Origin of the sequence: Celeribacter baekdonensis (assembly GCF_900102315.1) — a bacterium.
Classification (GTDB): Bacteria; Pseudomonadota; Alphaproteobacteria; order Rhodobacterales; family Rhodobacteraceae; genus Celeribacter; species Celeribacter baekdonensis.
In genome coordinates this window covers 1-1,186 of sequence record NZ_FNBL01000036.1, presented here as the reverse complement: position 1 = coordinate 1,186, position 1,186 = coordinate 1, and the positions used below count along the sequence as shown (strand labels likewise).

The 1,186-nt window shown below is 59.3% G+C and carries 3 protein-coding genes; all 3 read right to left on the bottom strand.

What is annotated here, in order from left to right:
- Positions 1 to 20 precede the first annotated feature (20 nt).
- The 3 genes from BLT54_RS21920 to BLT54_RS21910 are packed head-to-tail and all read right to left on the bottom strand — an operon-like array spanning position 21 to position 1,019.
- Positions 21 to 326, bottom strand: coding sequence for a hypothetical protein (locus BLT54_RS21920; RefSeq protein ID WP_074647547.1), 306 nt, complete (start codon positions 324 to 326; stop codon positions 21 to 23).
- Positions 327 to 348: 22 nt separating this feature from the next.
- A complete protein-coding gene (locus tag BLT54_RS21915) occupies positions 349 to 774 on the bottom strand; it encodes a type II toxin-antitoxin system VapC family toxin (RefSeq protein WP_074647546.1) in 426 nt (141 codons plus the stop codon).
- Positions 774 to 1,019: a type II toxin-antitoxin system VapB family antitoxin gene (locus BLT54_RS21910; RefSeq protein WP_074647545.1), complete on the bottom strand. Its 246-nt coding sequence runs from the start codon at positions 1,017 to 1,019 to the stop codon at positions 774 to 776. The genes BLT54_RS21915 and BLT54_RS21910 overlap by 1 nt, the downstream gene beginning before the upstream one ends.
- Between the last annotated feature and the right edge of the window lie 167 nt (positions 1,020 to 1,186).

Sequence of the window (1,186 nt, the reverse complement as noted above, 5' to 3'; positions counted from 1 at the left end):
GACCCGCGGCACGGTGTTTGTCAAAGCAGTTGTCGTCTGGTTTCGTTTTCAGGCTGCCTGTTCGGCTGGCCCGGCCATGGGTCCGCCGCCGCCAGGGCGTCGTCGTCGCCGCTCGTCGCCAGATGCGCCAGCATGGCAGCCTGATTTTGCAACATGTTGCCCGTCACTTCGATGTTGGCGATGTTCGCCTGCACCATCTGCGACATGGCCGCGCTCACCAGCTCGCAATCGTCAGCCGAGCCTTCCTGCGCATGTGCTGCTGCTGCGCCAACCAGGTATGCCGCCGCTGGCAGGCTGCGCATCACGTTTGCCGCTATCAGTTTCATCGAAAGCTCCTTTCTTCCGACCTCATGCGAGATCGGTCTTCGCAAAATCATCGCCCTTGTAGAGCAAGGGGGCATGAAACGCCTTAGCGGCGGCATAGGCGAGGGCGTCACCCATGTTGAGTTTCGCCGGATGACCGGCCACCTTGCCGTATTTCCTCAACGCCGCGATCGCCGCCGAGCCCATGCTTTCGGTGAGGTGCATTTCACGAACGCCGAGTGATTGGATCAGGTCTGCGACAAGCTCGCTCGCCTTGTCGAAGTGCGCCTCGCTGATATGCGTTACGTCATCTTTTTCCTTCAGATCCCGTGCGATCCCGAGCGTCGTTTCTACCCGCACTACCGGCGAAATCATCAGCTTGCCTCGGGCCTGTTCCATTGCTTTGAGCATCGCCGGGGCTTCCGGCTCATTCAAGAGGACGGCGCAAAGCGCGCTGGCGTCGATGAACATCAGTCATCACCCCACAGCTCATCCATGAACGGCTTGTCGTCGGATTCGCGCGGTTTCAGACCTGCCTCGGCTGCCTTTCTCTGAACCTTCGCTACACGTTCCGCGAGGGTTTCCTGCTTCTCCAACGCCGCTATACTATTGAGCAAGGCCGTGCGAACCGCTTCGGTTTTGTTCCTTGCGCCAGAAGCAGCAAGGTAGCGGTCAACGAGCTTATCTACGTCCGGATCTTTGATGTAGAGGGGCATGTGCATATCCTTTCGGGATATATAATATAGCCGAAAAGTATATCCCGCAAGGGCCAGTGTCTTCGATTGTTCAGTTTCGTGGCGAATCCCGGTCGTTCGTGACCTCGTGCGGTTGCTCGAGGACACGCCCGCCCAGGACCGCGCCCTAGGCTCCGGCCGGCAAGCGG